14 protein-coding genes and 1 pseudogene are annotated in these 16433 nt (G+C 70.0%); 2 read left to right on the top strand and 13 right to left on the bottom strand.

Annotated elements, in window-relative coordinates:
* Positions 1-37 precede the first annotated feature (37 nt).
* The 4 genes from OG289_RS35465 to OG289_RS35450 form a co-directional block, all read right to left on the bottom strand.
* Entirely contained in the window at positions 38-1456 is a 1419-nt protein-coding gene (locus tag OG289_RS35465) for a sugar porter family MFS transporter (RefSeq protein ID WP_327318115.1), read from the bottom strand.
* Positions 1457-1660: 204 nt separating this feature from the next.
* Positions 1661-5509, bottom strand: a complete 3849-nt coding sequence (locus OG289_RS35460; RefSeq protein ID WP_327318114.1) for an AAA family ATPase — start codon at positions 5507-5509, stop codon at positions 1661-1663.
* A 247-nt stretch (positions 5510-5756) separates the two neighbouring features.
* On the bottom strand, positions 5757-5960 hold the full coding sequence (locus OG289_RS35455; RefSeq protein ID WP_020128723.1) for a hypothetical protein: 204 nt from the start codon (positions 5958-5960) through the stop codon (positions 5757-5759).
* A gap of 380 nt (positions 5961-6340) precedes the next feature.
* Positions 6341-6622 (bottom strand): acylphosphatase, encoded by a 282-nt coding sequence (locus OG289_RS35450; RefSeq protein WP_327318113.1) that lies wholly within the window; start codon positions 6620-6622, stop codon positions 6341-6343.
* A 198-nt stretch (positions 6623-6820) separates the two neighbouring features.
* On the opposite strand from OG289_RS35450, the gene OG289_RS35445 reads away from it, so the two are divergent.
* Positions 6821-7942: a CAP domain-containing protein gene (locus OG289_RS35445; protein WP_327318112.1), complete on the top strand. Its 1122-nt coding sequence runs from the start codon at positions 6821-6823 to the stop codon at positions 7940-7942.
* 26 nt (positions 7943-7968) lie between these two features.
* On the opposite strand, the gene OG289_RS35440 is transcribed toward OG289_RS35445, so the two are convergent.
* Positions 7969-8556, bottom strand: coding sequence for a flavodoxin family protein (locus tag OG289_RS35440; protein WP_327318111.1), 588 nt, complete (start codon positions 8554-8556; stop codon positions 7969-7971).
* A gap of 107 nt (positions 8557-8663) precedes the next feature.
* Here OG289_RS35440 and OG289_RS35435 point away from each other — a divergent pair, with 107 nt between their 5' ends.
* Complete coding sequence (locus tag OG289_RS35435; protein ID WP_327318110.1) at positions 8664-9065, top strand: winged helix-turn-helix transcriptional regulator; 402 nt, start codon at positions 8664-8666, stop codon at positions 9063-9065.
* Here OG289_RS35435 and mutM read toward each other — a convergent pair.
* From mutM to recG, 8 genes and pseudogenes are all read right to left on the bottom strand, one after another.
* Complete coding sequence (gene mutM / locus OG289_RS35430; protein WP_327318109.1) at positions 9038-9898, bottom strand: bifunctional DNA-formamidopyrimidine glycosylase/DNA-(apurinic or apyrimidinic site) lyase; 861 nt, start codon at positions 9896-9898, stop codon at positions 9038-9040. The two genes, OG289_RS35435 and mutM, sit on opposite strands and share 28 nt — an antisense overlap.
* Before the next feature lie 89 nt (positions 9899-9987).
* Positions 9988-10803, bottom strand: a complete 816-nt coding sequence (gene rnc / locus OG289_RS35425; protein ID WP_327318108.1) for a ribonuclease III — start codon at positions 10801-10803, stop codon at positions 9988-9990.
* Positions 10804-10822: 19 nt separating this feature from the next.
* A complete protein-coding gene (gene rpmF, locus OG289_RS35420) occupies positions 10823-10996 on the bottom strand; it encodes a 50S ribosomal protein L32 (protein WP_007493396.1) in 174 nt (57 codons plus the stop codon).
* A gap of 2 nt (positions 10997-10998) precedes the next feature.
* On the bottom strand, positions 10999-11652 hold the full coding sequence (locus OG289_RS35415) for a YceD family protein (RefSeq protein WP_327318107.1): 654 nt from the start codon (positions 11650-11652) through the stop codon (positions 10999-11001).
* Positions 11653-11804: 152 nt separating this feature from the next.
* A complete protein-coding gene (locus OG289_RS35410) occupies positions 11805-12863 on the bottom strand; it encodes an ATP synthase F0 subunit B (RefSeq protein ID WP_327318106.1) in 1059 nt (352 codons plus the stop codon).
* A gap of 58 nt (positions 12864-12921) precedes the next feature.
* Entirely contained in the window at positions 12922-13401 is a 480-nt protein-coding gene (gene coaD / locus OG289_RS35405; protein WP_327320901.1) for a pantetheine-phosphate adenylyltransferase, read from the bottom strand.
* Between the two features lie 26 nt (positions 13402-13427).
* Positions 13428-14024, bottom strand: a pseudogene (rsmD, locus tag OG289_RS35400) (16S rRNA (guanine(966)-N(2))-methyltransferase RsmD); the annotation flags it as partial.
* Positions 14025-14178: 154 nt separating this feature from the next.
* Positions 14179-16392: an ATP-dependent DNA helicase RecG gene (gene recG / locus OG289_RS35395; RefSeq protein ID WP_327318105.1), complete on the bottom strand. Its 2214-nt coding sequence runs from the start codon at positions 16390-16392 to the stop codon at positions 14179-14181.
* Positions 16393-16433 lie beyond the last annotated feature (41 nt).

Here is a 16433-nt window from a genome sequence, read left to right as displayed (position 1 = left end):
GAGCTCAGGGGGCTCAAAAGCCTCTGTTCGAGGCTGTTCAGCCCATCTCCTCCAGGGCCTTGCCCTTCGTCTCCTTGACGTACTTGAGGACGAACGGGACGGAGAGCGCGGCGAAGGCCGTGTAGATCACGTAGGTCGCGGAGAGGTTCCAGTCGGCCAGGGACGGGAAGCTCGCGGTGATGGCCCAGTTGGCGATCCACTGCGCGGCGGCGGCCACGCCCAGGGCGGCGGCGCGGATCCGGTTGGGGAACATCTCGCCGAGGAAGACCCAGACGACCACGCCCCAGGACAGGGCGAAGAAGAGGACGAACACGTGGGCGGCGATCAGCGCGATCCAGCCCTGTGTGGCCGGCAGCTTGCCGTCGACCAGGTCGAAGCTGAACGCCCAGGCCTCCAGGGCGAGGCCGACGACCATGCCGACGGAGCCGATGAGGGCGAGCGGCCTGCGGCCGACACGGTCCACGAAGATCATCGCGATCACGGTGCCGACGATGTTGATGATCGACGTCGTGAAGGAGTAGAAGAACGAGTCCGTCGGGTCGACGCCGACCGACTGCCACAGCGTCGAGGAGTAGTAGAACGCGACGTTGATGCCGACGAACTGCTGGAAGACCGACAGGCCGATGCCGATCCAGACGATCGGCTTGAAGAAGAAGCCGCCGCCGAGCAGGTCCTTGAAGGTCGACTTGTGCTCGCTCTTCATGGCGTGCTCGATCTCGGTGACGCGGGCGTCCAGGTCGGCGCTGTTGCCCTCGACCTCTTCGAGGATCTCGCGGGCGCGGTCGTGCTTGCCGACGGAGATCAGGAAGCGGGGGGACTCGGGGATGGCGAAGGAGAGCAGGCCGTAGAGGACGGCCGGGACGACCATCACGCCGAGCATGACCTGCCAGGCCTCCAGGCCCATGAGCTTGCCGCGCTGGTCGCCGCCGGCGGCGTTCAGCAGACCCCAGTTGACCAGCTGCGAGATCGCGATGCCGATGACGATCGCGGCCTGCTGGAAGGAGCCGAGGCGGCCTCGGTAGGCGGGCGGGGCGACCTCGGCGATGTAGGCGGGGCCGATGACGGAGGCCATGCCGATGGCGAAGCCACCGACAACCCGCCACATGGCGAAGTCCCACAGCGCGAAGGGCAGTGCCGAGCCGACGGCGCTGACCGTGAAGAGCACGGCGGCGATCTGCATGACCCGGATGCGGCCGATGCGGTCGGCGATGCGGCCGGCGGTCGCGGCGCCGATGGCGCAGCCGATCAGGGCGATGGCGATGACCTGCGCCAGGGCCGCGGAGCCGACGTCGTAACGGTCCCTGATCGCCTCGACGGCGCCGTTGATGACGGAGCTGTCGTAGCCGAAGAGGAAGCCGCCCATCGCGGCCGCCGCCGCGATGAATATGACGTGCCCGAGATGATCGGGGTGAGCCGTCCTGGCTCCTGACTTCTGTGCCTGCTCTGTGCTGGTCACGTTCAACTCCTCGGGCCACCGGCAACGTTGCCGACGGACAGGTACCCCTCCAGATAGGTGGTATCTGAAGGTAAAAGCAACGCTGCCGAGACTATGCCTTCAAGTTTCGAAGTCAAGAGGGCATAGCTGTGACCTTTCAGCACCGCGATACCGGGAATGTGTTCAACTCTTGAAGAGACGGTCGACGTCAGGTGCAGGGTGCGTTCAGCGGAGGCGCTGACTGATGACCTTCGACACACCGTCGCCCTGCATGGACACGCCGTACAGCGCGTCGGCGACCTCCATCGTGCGCTTCTGATGCGTGATCACGATCAGCTGCGAGGACTCCTGAAGCTCCTGCATGATGCGGATCAGCCGCTGGAGGTTGGTGTCGTCGAGGGCGGCCTCGACCTCGTCCATGACGTAGAACGGGCTGGGCCGGGCCTTGAAGATCGACACCAGCATCGCGACGGCGGTCAGCGACCGCTCGCCGCCGGAGAGCAGGCTGAGCCGCTTGACCTTCTTGCCCGGCGGCCGGGCCTCGACATCCACACCCGTGGTGAGCATGTTGTCGGGATCGGTCAGGATCAGCCGCCCCTCCCCGCCGGGGAACAACCGGCTGAAGACGCCCTCGAACTGCCTCGCCGTGTCCCGGAACGCCTCGGTGAAGACCTGCTCGACGCGCTCGTCGACCTCCTTCACCACCTGAAGCAGGTCGGCGCGGGTCTTCTTGAGGTCCTCCAGCTGCTCGCTGAGGAACTTGTGACGTTCCTCCAGCGCCGAGAACTCCTCCAGGGCAAGCGGGTTCACCTTGCCGAGCTGCTGATACGCCCGCTCGGCCGCCTTCAGCCGCCTCTCCTGCTCCGTCCGCACGAACGCCCTCGGCTGGTTGCGCGGATCCTCGGGGTCCTCCGGCAGCACCTCGCCCTCGGCGGGCGGCGAGGGCGGCACGAGCTGATGCGGCCCGTACTCGGAGACCAGCCCCGCGGGCTCCACGCCCAGCTCCTCCAGCGCCTTGGTCTCCAGCTGCTCGATCCGCATCCGCTTCTCGGCGCCGAGGACCTCACCCCGGTGGACCGAGTCCGTCAGCTTGTCGAGCTCGGCCTTGAGATCGCGCCCGGCGGTGCGGGCGGCGGCCAGTTCCTGCTCGCGCCGCGCCTTGGCGGCGTCGGCGGCGACCCGCTCCGCCTCGGCCCGCCCGAGGGACACCTCGACGTGCGCGAGCAGCTGCCGCGCGCCGGAGCCCACGGCCTCCGCGACGGCGGCCTCGTGCCGCAGCCGCGCCCGCCGCTGCTCGGCACGCGCGCGTGCCTCGCGTTCCGCCCGTGCGGCGCGGTCCAGCGAGTCGGCCCGTCCGGCCAGCCCCTTGACCCGCTCCTCGTGCGTACGGACCTGGAGCCGCGCCTCCATCTCGGTCTGCCGGGCGTTGGCCCCGTCGGCGGCGAGCCGGTCCCGCACCGAGGTGTCGGGCTCCTCCTCGACCGGCATCTCCTCGGCGACGGCCAGCCGTTCGGCCAGTTCCTCGGCCTCTTCCACGGCCCTGTCGAGCGCTTCCTGCGCCCGCGCCGCCGCTGCCGTGGACCGTTCGGCTTCTCCGGCGGCACCGCGCGCCTGTCCCGCGAGCCGTCCGAGCTGCTGGGCCACGGCCGACTTCTCACGGTCGGCGGCCCGCCTCCGCTCCCCCAACTCCTCGACGAGCGCGGCACATTCCTTGCGCCGCCGGCCGGCCGCGTGCTGTGCCTCGGTCAACTCCTCGCACCGCACGGCCAGCTCTTCGAGCTCGGCGGCGGCCTCGTCGACGGACGCCTGCACCTCCAGCAGACTGGGCGCCCCGGCCGACCCCCCGTGCGCGAAGTGCGCCCCCAACAGGTCACCGTCGGCGGTGACAGCGGTGAGCTCGGGCCGGGCGTACACCAGCTCCTCGGCGTCCTCCAGCGTGCCGACGACGACAACCCCCCGCAGGATCCGCCGCACGGCGGGCATGAGATCGGAGGGCCCTCGAACGAGGTCGGCAGCGAAGGAAACCCCTCCGGTGCCCCCGTCGCGCGAGGGGCCCCGCAGACCACCGCCACTCGACAGACCACTCCCGGCCACGGACTCGCCGTCGGGCGCGAACACCCGAGCAGGCTCGACACCACCAGCCACTCGGCCGCCCCCCGGGCCACCCACCCCCGACCCGCCCGGCCGGCCGGAGTCGGACGCCCCGGACACCTCCCCTGACGCGGACCTCCCGGCCGACCGACCGAAACCACCCACGCCATCGCCCAACGGAGCACCCACCCCCGAGCCGCCCGGCCGGCCGGAGTCGGACGCCCCGGACGACAGCCCGCCGGCCTCGGGGCCCCGCTCCTCCGGTGCGCCCGCCAGCAGCAGCGCGGCCCGGCCGCCGTCCTGTTTGCGCAGGAGGCGAATCGCTTCGGCGGCGGCGGACGGAGTGGTCACGGCGAGGGCGTCCGCCGCGGCCCCGAAGGCGGCCGCGAGCGAGACCTCGTAGCCCGGGGTCACCGTCAGCAGTTCGGCCGCCGGGCCCAGCAGGCCGCTCAGGCGATCCCGTGCGCCGAGCAACGCGCCCGTGCCGTCCTTGCGGCGCAGGCCCAGCGCGAGGGTCTCGTGGCGGGCCTGGGTCGCGGCGCGTCGGCGTTCGGCTGCCGTGGCCGCCTCGCGGGCGGCGGTGAGGGCGGTCTCCGCCTCGGCGAGCTGCCGCTTGGCCGTCTCGTGCTGTTCGCCCAGCTCCTGATCACCGGCGTCGAGGCCGTCGACCTCCGCCTTGAGCGCCTCGTACTCCTCCTGCGCGGTGACGGCCCGCTCCTGGGCCTCGTCGCGGGCGGCGGCGAGCCGGTCGATCTCGGCCTGGGCGGACGCGGCACGCGAACGGGCCGCGTTGACCTGGCCGTTCAGTCGGGCCAGGCCCTCGCGGCGGTCGGCGATGGCCCGGGCGACGTCCTTGAGGCGTCGTTCCTCGGCGGCGAGTTCCCGCTCCAGGTCGGCACGGTGGGCGACGGTGTCGTCCAGGGCGTGCTGGGCCGCTTCCAGGGCGGCCTCCAGCTCGGCCTCCTGCTCGCGGACGCGGGCGGCCTCCCGCTCCATGTCCTCGGGGTCACGTCCGCGCCGCTCCTCCGGGGGCGTGGAGGTGGCGCTCTTCACGCGCGCGTCGGCGAGCGAGATCGTGCCGCGGACGCGTTCGGCGAGCTGGGACAGCTCGTACCAGGTCTGCTGGGCGCGCTGGAGGCGTGGCGTCAGCTGCCTGACCTCGTCCTCCAGAAGGGCTTCGCGCTGGAGGGCCTTCCTCAGCTCCTGCTCGGCGGCTTCCTTGCGCTCCTTGAGGGCGGCCTCGTCGGCGACCTCGCTCCTGAGCGCCTCCCGCAGCCGTACGAGATCGTCGGCCAGCAGTCGGAGCCGGGCATCCCTCAGGTCCGCCTGGATGACGGCCGCTCTTCTCGCCACCGCCGCCTGGCGGCCCAGTGGCTTGAGCTGGCGCCGGAGTTCGTCCGTCAGGTCCTGCACGCGCGCGAGGTTGGCCTGCATCGCGTCCAGCTTGCGGAGCGCCTTCTCCTTGCGCTTGCGGTGCTTGAGGACGCCCGCCGCCTCCTCGATGAAGGCGCGGCGGCCCATCGGGTCGGCGTGCAGGACGGAGTCGAGCTGGCCCTGGCCGACGATGACGTGCATCTCGCGGCCGATGCCGGAGTCGGACAACAGGTCCTGGATGTCGAGGAGGCGGCAGGTGTCTCCGTTGATCTGGTACTCGCTGCCGCCGTTGCGGAACATGATCCGCGTGATGGTGACCTCGGCGTACTCGATGGGCAGCGCCCCGTCGGAGTTGTCGATGGTCAGGGACACCTCGGCGCGGCCCAACGGGGGGCGCCCGGTGGTGCCGGCGAAGATGACGTCCTCCATCTTGCCGCCGCGCAGCGACTTGGCGCCCTGCTCGCCCATGACCCAGCTGAGCGCGTCGACGACGTTGGACTTGCCCGAGCCGTTCGGTCCGACGACACACGTGATCCCCGGTTCGAACCGGAGCGTGGTCGCCGAGGCGAACGACTTGAACCCCCGGAGGGTCAGGGCCTTGAGGTGCACGGCGCTGGACTCTACCTTCCGGGGGTGTCTCACTCCATGAACCCGCGGTTTCACCCATGAACGCGCAGGGCACACCAAACGTTAAGAGACTGAAAGGGTGCGCGGGGGAACGAAAGACGGGGCAGAAAAGAGCAAGAAAGAAGGGACGCCGAAGCGTCCCTTGCAAACTCTGACAACTTAGCGGTCCGACGCGGTTGGATGTGAGCCGCCCGACCACTGCGTGTGCCGTTGTGCAGCGGTGCAGCGATCAGGTGAGCGCAGGCTCCGCCTGGCGTGCGTCGATGCTCTCCAGAAGCGATTCGTGAGAAGCGGCAGCCGTCAGCGCGTCGTTCTCGGCCTGGATCCGTCCGAGCTCGGATTCCAGATCCTGTACACGCTGCTGGAGCCGTCGCATCTCGGCGAGGAGTCGCGGGTCGGAGCCGCCGACGTAACCGAGAAGCGCCTTTGCCATGATGGATGGTCCTCCACACTGAGTGACCGACCGAAGCGGTGTGGGTCGTGAGGGATTCGCACCCGCGGTGTTTGACACGATCTTGTTCGTGTTGCCGTTCATCCATGCCAAACAGCTAAGGTGCGCGGGGTGCTTTCAGCGTCTCACCAAAAAGTTTGACGGTCAACACGATCACGCCCCGTATTGGCGGGCATCCCGGTGGCGCGCGGCCGAAACGGCGGCGCTGCGACTCCTGCGGGGACCTCGAGGCGTGGCGATCATCCTTACGTGCGGAGCCTCCCACCGCAAGCAGTTCTTGGCAACCACCTGGCCCTTTCTGCTGGGGGCAGGTGCCGGTGGCATGTCCCTCCGCTTACCCGGGGCTGTTTCGCGCGTACTCCTCAGCGGATCGCGAAGCCGTCGTAGCCACCGCGCGGTGTGTCCCATATCTCGGTGACTCCGTCCACGTGCCCGGGCGTGTCGTCACCGAGGAGCCAGCCGAGCAGCCCCTCACAGCCCTCACGGGTCCCCTCCGCGACCACCTGGACACGTCCATCGGCCAAATTGAGAGCAAAACCACTCAGGCCGCCGATCTCCAGGGCCTTGGCCCGCGTGAACCAGCGGAATCCCACGCCCTGGACGTGTCCGCGCACCCAGGCGACCAGCCGCACATCCTCGCTCATGGGTGCAACCTAACCGGCCAAAGTCACACGGGGCACTTCCTCCCTCAGCCCCATGCGGTACCGTCCCCACCCAATGATTCTCATATGAAACTCACTCGATCGAGTGAGTCAGGTTGACCAGAAGGACCAGGAGGCGCGCGTCGCCCCAGGGCTCCGGCCAACCGCTGGGAACACCGCTCGGACGAGGAAGGCAAGGACATGGGACGCCACCGACGCTCCGCCGCCGGCCGCGCCGCCACGGGCCGCGCCACGGGGGTCACACAGACGCACGGCTCGCACGCGGACGGTCACATCCCGCAGGACTCGTACGCGGGCGACCACCCCACGGCGGGGATCGCGCCCTATCTGAACCCGGAGTCCTACGCCGACTCCGTCACGAAGAGCCAGGAGTACCTGTTCGCGACGGAGGACGGGTACACCCGCGCCGACACCACGGTGTTCGCGGCCGACGACTTCACGCCCGGCGGCGGTGCCCTGCGGACGGGCCCGGGCCCCGGCGGTGCGAGCCGCCGCCGGAAGCGGAAGGTCGCCACACCGGTCAGGACGGGCCTGCTCGGCGTGTCAGCGGCGGTCGCCCTCGGCACCGTCGCGGTGGCCACGGGCGTGGTGCCCGGCCTCGACAGCTACCGGCTCGGCGGCGGCAGCGGACCCGGCGACAAGGTGCAGGCCGCCGACTCTCCGACCAACTCGGCCTCCGAGCTGGGCGGCACCTCCGGCTCCGCCGACACCGAGCGCGGCGGTACGTCGACCAGCCGCGACGCCGGCCGGTCGGCCTCACCGTCCGCCTCGCCCTCCCCCTCCACCTCGTCGGCGACGCCGACCGAGACGGCCACCGAGAAGCCGGAGGCCACGCCTTCGAAGGAGCCGGAGACCACTCCCTCCAAGAAGAAGACGGCCACCAAGGCGCCGCAGAAGTCGGAGTCGCCGGTGACGGTCTCGGCCGAGGCGCAGACCGCGGCCGAGGTGCTGAAGCTCGTCAACGAGGAGCGGTCCAAGGCCGGCTGCAGTGCCCTCTCCGCGAACAGCGCACTGTCGGAGCTGGCCGAGAAGTTCAGCGACGACATGGCCGCGCGGGGCTTCTTCGACCACACCGACCCGGACGGGGCGACCCCGTGGGACCGGGCGGCCAAGGCCGGCATATCCGAGCTCGGCGGCGAGAACATAGCCCGGGGCCAGGCCGACGCGGCCGCGGTCATGGAAGCCTGGATGAACAGCCCCGGTCACAAGGCGAACATCCTGAACTGCGACTTCAAGACGCTGGGCGTCGGCGTCCACTTCGGGTCCGGCGGACCCTGGTGGACCCAGGACTTCGGCTACTGAGTCCGCGAGAGACTGCGCAGAAACGATCAAGCAGCCTGGGCGCGGCCGTCCAGGAAGACCTTGGTGGTCTCGGCGACCCGCCGCCCCAGGTGCTCCGCCGTCGCCACGTCGGCCTTGTGGACGGCGTCCGGGCCCTCGTCGACGTTGGTCTGCGCGGCCGCGCCCAGGAAGACGCCCAGGCGGTTGAGGTCGTGCTCGGACGCGGTGCTGCTGTTCCAGCCGGGCAGCAGGCCGAGGCTGACCCAGTGCATGCCGAGCTGCGCGGCGAGGATCTGGAAGAACTGGAGCGTGTGCAGCTTGTCGCCGCTCTTGGAGCCGGAGTTGGTGAACCCGGCGGCCAGCTTGTCCTTCCACGCCTGGGTGGCCCAGCGTGCGGAGGTCGCCTCGGCGAAGGTGTGGAAGGCGCCGGACGCGGTCCCCATGTAGGTCGGCGAGCCGAACACGATCGCGTCCGAGCCGTCGAGCAGCCTCCACTGCTCCTCGGTGATCTCGTCGACCTTGATCAGAAGCACCTCCGCACCGGCATCGGCGGCCCCGGCACGAACGGCCTCGGCGAGAACGGCGGTGTGGCCGTAGCCGGAGTGGTAAGCGACAGCGACAACGGGGGTGGACATGCGGCACTCCTTGAACAGGGCAGGTCAATAACGGTAACCACAGGAAAGCACTAACTTTCGGTTAGTGCAACCTGCCGTATAGCGCTGCCTTCGAGTACGCTGGTGGCATGGACATCACCCAGGAGCGCGCGGAGGCCCAGGACCTCCCGTTCAACGTGTTCGCCAAGGCCTGCCCCTCGCGCGGCACGCTGGAGCACGTCACGGGCCGCTGGGGCGGACTCACGCTCGGGGCGCTGTACGAGGGCTCGCTGCGCTTCAACGAGCTGCGCCGCCGGGTCGACGGCGTCAGCGAGAAGATGCTGTCGCAGACGCTGCACGCGCTGGAGCGCGACGGCCTGGTGCACCGCGAGGCGCAGCCCACCAACCCGCCCCGCGTGGACTATGAACTGACCCCGCTCGGCCGCGAGGTCGCCGAGCGGCTGCTGTCGCTCATCCACTGCGTGGAGGGGCGCATGGACGACGTCCTGGCCGCCCGCGAGCGCTACGACGGGACGCGCGGCGCCTTCTGACACTTCGGGCAGAAGTAGCTGGACCGGTTCATCCACGGGCGCCGGCGCATCGGTGTGGCACACCGCTTGCAGGGCAGGCCCTCCCGGCCGTACGCGTCCAGGGACCGGTCGAAATAGCCCGATTCGCCGTTGACGTTGACGTACAGGCTGTCGAAGGTGGTGCCGCCGACGGCGAGGGCCTCGTTCATCACGCCCCGGACATGACCCAGGAGTTCGAGTGTGCGCGGGCGGGTGAAGTTCGCGGTCGGACGCTCGTAGTGGAGGCGGGCGCGCCACAGCGCCTCGTCCGCGTAGATGTTGCCGACACCGCTGACCAGCGACTGGTCGAGCAGGGCCCGCTTGATGGTGGTGCGCTTGCGCCGCAGGGTTTGATGAAACGCTTCTTCGTCGAACAGCGGGTCGAGGGGATCGCGGGCGATGTGCGCGATGACGTCCGGCAGGCCGTCGGGGGTGGTGTCGTGCAGCGAGAGGCCGCCGAAGGTGCGCTGGTCGACGAAGCGCAGTTCGGTGTCCACCTCGTCGGCGAAGCGCACGCGGATGCGCAGGTGCTTCTCGTCGGGGGCCTCGTGCGGCTGGACCAGGAGCTGGCCGCTCATGCCGAGGTGGGCCAGGACCGCCTGGTGGGTGTCCTCCAGCGGCAGCCACAGGTACTTGCCGCGGCGGCTCGGGGTGGCGATGCGGTGGCCCTTGAGGCGGTGCGCGAAGTCGTCCGCGCCGGCCACGTGGCGGCGCACGGCACGCGGGTGCAGCACCTCGGCGTCGGCGACCGTGCGATGGGCGACCCACCGCTCCAGACCGCGCCGGACGACCTCGACCTCGGGCAACTCGGGCATGGGATCCCCCGTACGGAACGCCCGCCTCCCAGTGGGGGCGGGCGTTCGTCTCGTACTGTTGTTCTACTGCGTTGCTGTTCTGGTGTTCGTCAGGCGGAGGCGGACTCGGGGTCCGGGCTGCCGTCGACGGCTTCGACGGCCGGGGCCGCCTTCGCCGCCTTGGCACGCTCGTCCGCCGCGGCGCGGATCGCACGCCAGGCGGACTCGGCGGCCTGTTGCTCCGCCTCCTTCTTGCTGCGGCCGGTGCCGGTGCCGTACGAGACGCCTCCGACGCGGGCGGCAGCAGTGAAGGTCTTCTCGTGGTCGGGGCCGGTCTCCGTGACCAGGTACTCGGGGACACCGAGGCCTTCGGTCGCGGTGAGCTCCTGGAGACTGGTCTTCCAGTCCAGGCCGGCACCGAGGTTCGAGGACTTCTCGATCAGCGGGTCGAACAGGCGGTGCACCAGTTCGGAGGCCGCGTCGAGGCCCTGGTCGAGATAGACCGCGCCGATCACCGCTTCGAGGGTGTCGGCGAGGATGGACGCCTTGTCCCGGCCGCCCGTGCCCTCTTCACCCCGGCCGAGCCGGATGAAGGAGCCCAGGTCGAGGCCACGACCGACCTCCGCCAGCGCACGCGAGTTGACCACCGCGGCCCGCAGCTTGGCCAGTTGGCCTTCGGGCAGGTCGGGGTGGGTGCGGTACAGCGTGTCCGTGACGACGAGGCCGAGCACGGAGTCCCCGAGGAACTCCAGCCGCTCGTTCGTCGGCAGACCGCCGTTCTCGTATGCGTAGGAACGGTGGGTCAGCGCACGCACCAGAAGGGCGGACTCGAGCCGATAGCCGAGCCGCCCTTCCAGAAGCGTGTGGGACGAGGCCGTGTTCTCCGCCTTTTTCTTGGCGGTCGTGTCCGCCTTGGCGTCAGACATGAAGCCTCTCACCAGCCGCTCAGACCTCGAGGACCTGGCGCTTGTTATAGGTGCCGCAAGACGGGCACGCGATGTGCTGCAGCTTGGGCTCGTGGCAGCGCTCGCACGCAACCAGGGTGGGGACCGCAGCCTTCCACTGCGACCGGCGGTGGCGCGTGTTGCTGCGCGACATCTTCCGCTTCGGAACAGCCACGGCTACTTCTCCTGCTTCTCGGCGGCGCGTGCTGATCGAGGCGCGTCGCCGCTCATCTCGTCCTTCTCGCCGTCTCCGAGTGAACCGGCGAGTCCCTGCAGTGCCGCCCAACGGATGTCGACGGCGTCGTGGTGGTGGTCCGGGTCGTCCGTGAGCCGCGCTCCGCACTCGGAACACAGGCCCAGGCAGTCGTCCTGGCACACCGGCTGCATCGGCAGTGCGAGCACCACCGCATCGCGCAGCACGGGCTCGAGGTCGAACAGGCCGTCCTCGATGAAGAGCCTGTCCTCGTCTTCCTCGGCGTCGTCGACCGGTTCCGCTTTGGGGCGGCCCCGGTCATCGGCGTCAGGGTACGAGAACATCTCCTGGAAGTCCGCGTCGAGCTCCAGCTCCAGCGGCTCCAGACACCTTACGCACTCCCCCTCGGCCAGTGCACGGGCGGTGCCTGTGACGAGCACCCCTTCCATGACCGACTCGAGCCGGAGTTCGAGCTCCACCGGAGCGCCTTCCGGCACTCCGACGACTCCCTGGATCCCGAGATCCTTGGGGGCGTCGATCTCGCGGGTCAGGCGCTGCAGCGCACCGGGCCGCCGCCCCAGCTCGTGTGTGTCGAACACGAGAGGCTTGCGGTGGTCGAGGCGGGCGTTCAGAGCCATTCCTGCTTTCGATCTTCTGAGCTCGGGGGCCGCCGCCCTTCGGTGTTCCCGGGCAGCGCCGATCGCGGACGTACACACGACCGAAGAGCCAGGATACTGGAGCTTTCGCCCACAGCCCAATCGGGTGTGCGCAACCCCGTTCCGGCAGGTTCCTACAGACCGCGTTCCTGCTCGTAGGCACGCAGCTGTTCGGCGCTGATCATGCTGGTGTCGAAGAGACTGGTCTCGTCGAGGGCGTACCCCTGCTGGGGTTGTTGGGGCTGCTGAGGCTGTTGCTGCGCGGCCTGGTGGGGGTCGTAGGGCGCCTGCTGGGTGTCGTAGCCCTGGTACGCGTAGGGGTCGGCCTGCTGGTAGCCGTACGCGTCCTGCTGGCCGTAGCCCTGCTGCTGCCCGTAGCCGCCGGTGTACGGGTCCGGCTGCTGCTGGTAGGCGTAGGCCTCCTGCGGCTGCTCGTACGGCTGCTGGACGGGCTGCTCGGCCGCGGCGTCCCGCTCGGCGAGGGCGGTCAGGTCGGCGAGGTAGTCGGCGTCGGAGGAGTGCTGGAAGGTCGTGTTGTCGTCGGCGAGGACGCCGAGGTCGTCCGTGGCGATGCGGCCGTGCAGCTTCTGGCGGCCGCGGCCGACCGCCTCCAGGGTCTTGGCGAGGACCGCCTCGAAGGCGCCCAGCTTGGTGTCGACGTAGGAGTCGGCGTCGCGGCGCAGGGTCTCCGGGTCGTGGCTGCGCTCGGGGGCGTCCTCGTCCTCGTAGCCGTTCTCGTCGACGCCGGGGCCGGTGCCGAGGAGCTTCTCGCGGCCGCGGCCGACGGAGCCGAGCGTCTTGGTGAGGACGACCTCGAAGTTGGCGAGCTTGGAGTCGACGTAGTCGTCGGCCTCCGCGCGGACCTCCTCGGCCTCCTTGCGGGCCTCGGCGAGGATGCGGTCGGCCTCGGACTGGGAGCGGCGGGCGATCTCGGTGTCCGAGATCAGGGAGCCGCGCTCGGCGTGCGCGGTGGAGATGATCCGCTCGGCCTCCTGGCGGGCCTGCTCGACCATCTGCTCACGGCCGCCGATCAGCTCCTGGGCCTGGGCGAGCGAGTCGGGCAGGGCCGCGCGCACCTCTTCGAGCAGGGCGAGCAGGTCCGCGCGGTTGACCACGCACGAGGCCGACATCGGCATCGACCGGGCACTGGAGACCGCCGTGACGATCTCGTCGAGCTTCTTCTGCACGTCCACCGGTTGCTCGCCACTCTCTACAGCTGTGTTGGAGACGGACGGGACGACTGTAGTCCCATCAGTCGTTGCGCAGGCGCTCGTTGAGCGCCTCCAGGACGATCGCCGGAACGAGGTGCGAGACGTCCCCGCCCCAGGTGGCGACCTCCTTGACCAGGGAGGAGGAGAGGAAACTGTAGGTGGGGTTGGTGGGCACGAACAGCGTCTCGACACCCGAGAGACCGTTGTTCATCTGGGCCATCTGCAGTTCGTAGTCGAAGTCGCTGACCGCGCGCAGACCCTTCACGATGGCGGGGATCTCGCGCTGCTTGCAGAAGTCGACGAGGAGGCCGTGGAAGGCCTCGACCCGTACGTTGCCGTACTCGGCGGTGACCTGGCGGATCAGGTCGATCCGCTCGTCGATCTCGAACAGGCCCTTCTTGGACTTGTTGATCATGACCGCGACATAGACCTCGTCATAGAGACGGGAGGCGCGGGAAATGATGTCGAGGTGTCCGTTGGTGATCGGGTCGAACGACCCGGGACAGACGGCGCGGCGCACTTGTGATCCCTCGCTCTCCGGTCCGGTCATCGTGCGTCTTCGCACGTAGAGGCGGCGCGACCGTACCAAAACGTTCCCTCGCCGTAGCGACGGGCCCGGAGCGCTTCGAAACCGTCCGGCCAGTGGAACTCCCCGCCTCTGGTGCTGCGCTCCACGGTGACGAGGGCATCGGCCGTGAGCCAGCCCCCCGAGCGGAGTGTGAGCAGGATCTCCCGAAGATCGTCGTCCGAGACGGCGTACGGGGGGTCGAGGAAGACGAGGTCGTACGGCGCGGCCGGCTCCGCCTGGATGACCTGTTGGGCCTTGCCCGCGCGGACCTCGGCGCCGGGGAGGGCGAGGTTTCTCACGTTCTCCCGGATGACGCGGGCGGCGCGGGCGTCGGCCTCCACCAGGAGGGTGTGGCTAGCGCCTCGGGAGAGGGCCTCCAGACCTACCGCCCCTGATCCGGCATAGAGGTCCAGGACTCGTTCGCCGTCGAGGGGGCCGCCGCCCAGCAGGGACTGCCAGGTGGAGAAGAGACCCTCGCGCGCGCGGTCGGATGTTGGCCGGGTTCCGGTGCCGGGCGGCACTGAGAGGCGCCGTCCGCCTGCCCGGCCGGCGATCACGCGGGTCATTGGGGAGTCCTTCTTCGTGGGCGGCTTTGCGGTTCAGTTTGGCAGGCGGCACGGGTGGGTGCGTCTTCGCCGTCGGCGGGTGCGGGTCCGTTGTGGCTCTTCGCGCCCGCGCGCCGGTGGCCGCATATGGATTACAGCCCCGCGCCCCCCGGGTGGGCTGCCCTCAGCCCTTTTCCAAGTACTGCTCCCTCTCCTCGTCCAAGAGGGCGTCCAGGGCCGTGCGGAGGCCGGGAAGTCCCGTCAGCTCCGGGTCTGCCGCCACCACCGCCGCCGCCTCCTCTCTCGCCTCCGCGATGACCTCCTCGTCCTCGATGACGGCGAGTACGCGCAGGGAGGAACGGGCGCCGGACTGGGCCTGGCCGAGGACGTCGCCCTCGCGGCGCTGTTCGAGGTCGATACGGGAGAGTTCGAAGCCGTCGAGGGTGGCGGCGACCGCGTTGAGGCGCTGGCGGGCCGCGCTCGCCTCCGGCATCTCCGTCACCAGCAGGCAGAGGCCGGGGGCCGAGCCACGCCCCACCCGACCGCGCAGCTGGTGTAGCTGGGAGACACCGAAGCGGTCGGCGTCCATGATCACCATCGCGGTGGCGTTCGGGACGTTGACGCCGACCTCGATGACGGTCGTGGCGACCAGGACGTCGGTGTCGCCCGCGGCGAAGCGGCGCATGACGGCGTCCTTGTCGTCGGGGTGCATGCGGCCGTGCAGGACCTCGACCCGGAGGCCCTGGAGGGCGCCCTTGGCGAGTTGGTCGGCCACATCGAGGACGGCGAGCGGGGGCCGCTTCTCGGCCTCGTCCTCGGGGGACTTCTTCTTGGCCTTGCCGGCCTTCTTCGGGTCGTCCTCCTCATCACCGATCCGGGGGCAGACGACGTACGCCTGGTGGCCGTTCGCCACCTCCTCGCGCACGCGCTCCCACGCGCGCGCCAGGAAGTGGGGTTTGTCGGCGGCCGGGACGACATGGCTGGCGATGGGCGAGCGGCCGGCCGGGAGCTGGTCGAGGACGGACGTCTCCAGGTCGCCGAAGACGGTCATGGCAACGGTGCGCGGGATGGGCGTGGCCGTCATGACGAGCAGGTGCGGGGGTTGTCTGCCCTTGCCGCGCAGGGCGTCGCGCTGCTCGACGCCGAAGCGGTGCTGTTCGTCCACCACGACGAGCCCGAGGTCGTGGAACTGGACCTTGTCCTCGATCAACGCGTGCGTGCCGATCACGATGCCGGCCTCTCCGGTGACGAGGTCGAGCAGTGCCTGCCGTCGTGCGGCCATGCCCATGGATCCGGTCAGCAGCACGACCTTGGTGGCCTGCTCGGATCCGCCGAGCATCCCGCCCTCGGCCAGGTCGCCCATCATCTCGACGACGGAGCGGTGGTGCTGCTGGGCGAGCACTTCGGTGGGGGCGAGCATGGCGGCCTGACCGCCCGCGTCGACCGTGGCGAGCATGGCGCGGAGGGCGACCATCGTTTTCCCGCTTCCGACCTCCCCCTGGAGCAGCCGGTGCATCGGGTGCTCCGTCGCCAGGTCGTCGAAGATCTCCTTGGAGACCTTCTGCTGGCCCTCCGTGAGGGTGAAGGGCAGGCGGGCGTCGAAGGCGGTGAGAAGGCCGTCGGGGGCGGGTCTACGGGGGACGGCCGGGAGTTGGGCGTCGGCGTGGCGTCGGCGGGCGAGGGCGACCTGGAGGACGAAGGCCTCGTCCCACTTCAGGCGGGTGCGGGCGTCGGCGATGTCGGCCTTGGTGTGCGGGCGGTGGATCTTGAGGAGGGCCTCGGGGAGGGAGACCAGGCCGCGGCCGTCGCGCAGGGAGTCCGGGAGGGGGTCGACGGCCTCCTGGGCACTGGGCAGGACCGTCTGGATCGCCTTGCCGATCTTCCAGGACTCCAGTTTGGCGGTGGCGGGGTAGAGCGGGATGAGGGCGCCCGCCCAGGTCTCCGCGGATTCGTCGGTGTCGCCGCGCAGCAGTTCGTAGGCCGGGTGGGCCAGTTGGAGGCGGCGATTGAAGACCGAGACCTTGCCCGCGAACATCGCGCGCGTGCCGGGCAGGAGATCCTTGTGGGGTTTGTGGACGCCGCTGCCGAAGAAGACCAGCTGAAGTCGGCCACTGCCGTCGGTGATCGTCACCTCCAGGCGCTGGCCCTTGCCTCGGGGGGCCTTGGCGGAGGCGAAGCTGTGCAGGCGGGCGTCGGCGACCTGGGCGACCACGGTCACGTGCTCGTCCATGGGGAGGTCGGCGAGGTGGGTGAGCTGGCCACGCTCCTCGTATCTGCGGGGATAGTGGTGCAGGAGGTCGCCGACGGTGTGCAGGCCGAGGTGCTCGGCCATCACCTTCGCGGTGGCGGGGCCGAGCACTTTTTTGAGTGGTTCTTCCAGTGCGGGCACGAGATCCATTGCACACCACGCCACTGACATTGCCGTATACATGTCCTGAA

Source organism: Streptomyces sp. NBC_01235, from assembly GCF_035989285.1.
Taxonomy (GTDB): Bacteria; Actinomycetota; Actinomycetes; order Streptomycetales; family Streptomycetaceae; genus Streptomyces.
This window is presented reverse-complemented; position numbering and strand designations above follow the sequence as displayed.

Coding starts and splice junctions, on each gene's coding strand:
- OG289_RS35455 (WP_020128723.1), bottom strand. CDS start 5,960: ATGGCAAAGGCGCTTCTCGGTTACGTCGGCGGCTCCGACCCGCGACTC.
- OG289_RS35450 (WP_327318113.1), bottom strand. CDS start 6,622: ATGAGCGAGGATGTGCGGCTGGTCGCCTGGGTGCGCGGACACGTCCAG.
- OG289_RS35445 (WP_327318112.1), top strand. CDS start 6,821: ATGGGACGCCACCGACGCTCCGCCGCCGGCCGCGCCGCCACGGGCCGC.
- OG289_RS35440 (WP_327318111.1), bottom strand. CDS start 8,556: ATGTCCACCCCCGTTGTCGCTGTCGCTTACCACTCCGGCTACGGCCAC.
- OG289_RS35435 (WP_327318110.1), top strand. CDS start 8,664: ATGGACATCACCCAGGAGCGCGCGGAGGCCCAGGACCTCCCGTTCAAC.
- mutM (WP_327318109.1), bottom strand. CDS start 9,898: ATGCCCGAGTTGCCCGAGGTCGAGGTCGTCCGGCGCGGTCTGGAGCGG.
- rnc (WP_327318108.1), bottom strand. CDS start 10,803: ATGTCTGACGCCAAGGCGGACACGACCGCCAAGAAAAAGGCGGAGAAC.
- OG289_RS35415 (WP_327318107.1), bottom strand. CDS start 11,652: ATGGCTCTGAACGCCCGCCTCGACCACCGCAAGCCTCTCGTGTTCGAC.
- recG (WP_327318105.1), bottom strand. CDS start 16,392: ATGGATCTCGTGCCCGCACTGGAAGAACCACTCAAAAAAGTGCTCGGC.